Below are 2,971 nucleotides of genomic sequence, written 5' to 3'. Positions count from 1 at the left end.
GCGCCTCACCGTCAGCCACGCCTTCCACTCCGCGGACATGGAGCCGGTCGTCGCGCCCTTCGCCGAGGCGGTGGCCGCCACCGCGCTCAAACCGCCCGCCATCGGGTTCGTGTCCACCCTCACCGGGACCTGGCACACCCCGGACTCCGCCGTGGACGGCGGCCACTGGGCCGAGGCCGTCCGCCGGCCCGTCCGTTTCACCGAGGCCCTGGCCGCCCTCGCCGGGACCGGTCCGCGGGTCGTCTGGGAGATCGGCCCCCACCCCCACCTCACGCCCCTCGCCCGGACCACCCTCGCCGAGCCCCACCCCGTCTGGCTCACCACGCTCCACCAGGGGCGCACCGACCAGACCCGGCTCCACGCCGCCCTGGCCGACCACCACAACCTCACCGGCGCCGACCTGGACTGGAAGGCGCTCCACGAGGGCAAGGGGCACCGCACGACGAGCCTCCCCCTCTACCCGTTCCACCGGAAGACGCTGGTCGCTCCCCCCGCGCGCCGCGACCCCGCGGCACATGCCGCCGGCCACCCGCTGTTCGACCGTCCCAATGAGCACCGGAGCGAGGGACCGTGACGTACCGAGCCGAGACCTACGAGAAGACCTTCGCGGGGCACGAGCCCCTGATCGCCCAGCACCGCGCGGCGGGCGCCGGACTGCTGCCCGCCGCGGTGCAGCTGGAGATGGCGATGGCGGGCCTCGCCCGGCTGGGGCCGTTCACGCCGCTGGAACTCACGGACGTGGCCTTCCTCAGGCCCCTCACCCTCGCCGACGACGCGACGGCGGCCGTCCGGCTCGACATCGGCCGCGAAGCGGGCACCCACCGGGATCCGGAGGCACGCCGGGGCCCGGGCACCCGTCCGGACGCGGGGACGCGCTTCGAGCTGAGCACCCTCGTGGCGGGGGAGCGCAAGCAGCTGTCCACCGGCCACGGCCGGCCGCTGCCGGCCGGCACGACGCCCGGGGCCCTCCCCGGGGTGTCCGGGACGCGCGCGATCGCCCCGGACGACCTGTACGCCGGCTGGGCGCGCGCCGGTCTGCGGTACGGGCCCGACTTCCGCACCGTCCGTGAACTCACCGTCGGGGACGGCACCGCCCGGGCCGTCCTGCGCAGCGACGCCGCACCCATGCCGTGGCTCGTCGACCCGCTGCTGACGGACGGTGTGTTCCAGGTCGTGAGCTGCGCGCTCCAGGACCCGTGGGGGGACCGGGGCCTCCCGGAACCGGCCGGACCGCGGCCCATGCTGCCCATCGGGGTGGAGCGCATCGCCGTCCACACCGCCCTGCCGGCCTCCCCGCGCCCGGGTGTCACCGTCCTGGTCCGCCGCACCGCCACGGAGGGCGCCTACGCGACGGCCGACGCCGTGCTCCTCGGACCGTCGGGCGAGGTCGCCGTCGAGTTCCGCGGCGTGCGCATGCGCCGTACGACGACGCTCACACCGTCCGCCGAGCCGCACGCGGAGCCGTCCGCCGAGCCGTCCGCCGAGCCGTCCGCCCGGCAGGACCGGGCCGGACGACCGATCTCCCGTATCCACTGGCGGCCCGCACCCGCACCCGCGCCCGGCCCCGGGGCCGGGGCCGGGCAGGACACCTGGGTGGTCCTCCACCACGACGACGCCACCGGCGAGCACACCGTCCGCCACCTTCGCGCCCGGGGCGCCCGGGTGGTGGAGGTCGGCCTCGGCACGTCCGCCGCGGGTCCGGGACGGGGGGCCGCCGACCGGGCGCGGGACCGCGACCGCCTCGTCCTGCCGCACGCCGACGAGGACGGCTTCCGGCGGCTGTGGGAGGACGTCGGCGCCCCGGTGGCGGGCGTGGTGCACCTGTGGAACGCCACCGCGGCGGCCGACGGCGGGGAGGAGGCCGCCGAACTCCGGTCGGGTCTGTACGGGTGCTTCGCCGCGCTGAAGACGCTCGGCGAACGGCAGCGCAGGTCCCGCTTCCTGGTGGCGACCCGGTACGCCCAGCCGGTCGCGGACGCCGACCGGCCCGTGCCCGCCCGCGCGGCCCTGTGGGGCCTGCTCCGCACGGCGGCCATCGAGTACCCCGGACTGCGCCCCCGGCTCGTCGACCTCGACGACGCCACCGACGTGCTGACGGCGGAACTCGGCGACGGCCCCGTCGAGGTCGGCTACCGGCGGGGCGTCCGCCACGAACCCGTGCGGCTGTTCCACGGACCGGACCTCCCGCGGCGCCGGCCCATCAGGCGGGGCGGCCGGTACCTCGTCCTCGGAGGACACGGCGGCCTGGGCCTGGAGGTGGCCCGCCGGTTCGCCGAGGAGGGAGCCGGACTCGTCGCGCTCGTCAGCCGCAGCGGCGGGACGGGCACCGCCGGCGGGGCGCGCCCGGCGGTCACCGGGCCGGAGGGCTGCGCCGTCGTGTCGTACGCCGCCGACGTCACGGCCCCCGGCGAGCTGCGGGCCGTCGTGGAGCGCGTCCGGGCCGAGCATGGCGAACTGCACGGCGTGGTCCACGCCGCGGGCACCCTCAAGGACGGACTGATCCGGTCCGCCCGCGCGGAGGACATCACCGCGGTCATGCGGCCCAAGGCCGACGGCGTCCGTGAACTCGCGGCCGCCGTCACCGGGACGGACCTCGACTTCGCGGTCCTGTTCGCCTCCGTCTCCGGCACCTTCGGGAACCTCGGCCAAGCGGGTTACGCCGCCGCCAACGCCTACCTGGACGCCTTCGCCCACGCGCACGGCGCGCCCTGGCTCAGCGTCGACTGGGGCCTGTGGGGCGAGGTCGGCATGGGCACGTCGGTCGCGGACCAGCTCCGGCGCCGGGGCGTCAGGCCGCTCGGCACGGCCGAGGCCCTGGACGCGCTGATCGCCGTCCTGGGAGGAGACGCCCGCCAGGTGGTCGTCGCCCACCCGGACGGCACGGAGTCCGGGTCCGGACGTCCGGAGCCCGGAACCGGGCGCGCCGAACCGGGACCGGACGGCACGGGGCCCCGGCCGGCCGGCGGCCCGG

Annotated in this window: 2 protein-coding genes; both read left to right on the top strand. The window is 77.5% G+C overall.

Annotated elements, in window-relative coordinates; all coding sequences use genetic code 11:
- Positions 1-574: acyltransferase domain-containing protein (locus AOK18_RS27680; RefSeq protein WP_157865244.1), on the top strand; the 574-nt coding region annotated here is incomplete at its 5' end.
- Positions 571-2,971 (top strand): SDR family NAD(P)-dependent oxidoreductase (locus AOK18_RS27675; protein WP_157865241.1); only part of this gene is annotated, 2,401 nt, incomplete at its 3' end. The genes AOK18_RS27680 and AOK18_RS27675, both read left to right, overlap by 4 nt.

The sequence above is a fragment of the Streptomyces prasinopilosus genome (assembly GCF_001419695.1).
Lineage (GTDB): Bacteria > Actinomycetota > Actinomycetes > Streptomycetales > Streptomycetaceae > Streptomyces > Streptomyces prasinopilosus.
The sequence above is the reverse complement of the archived record's forward strand: the minus strand, read 5'-3'. Positions and strand labels throughout refer to the sequence as shown.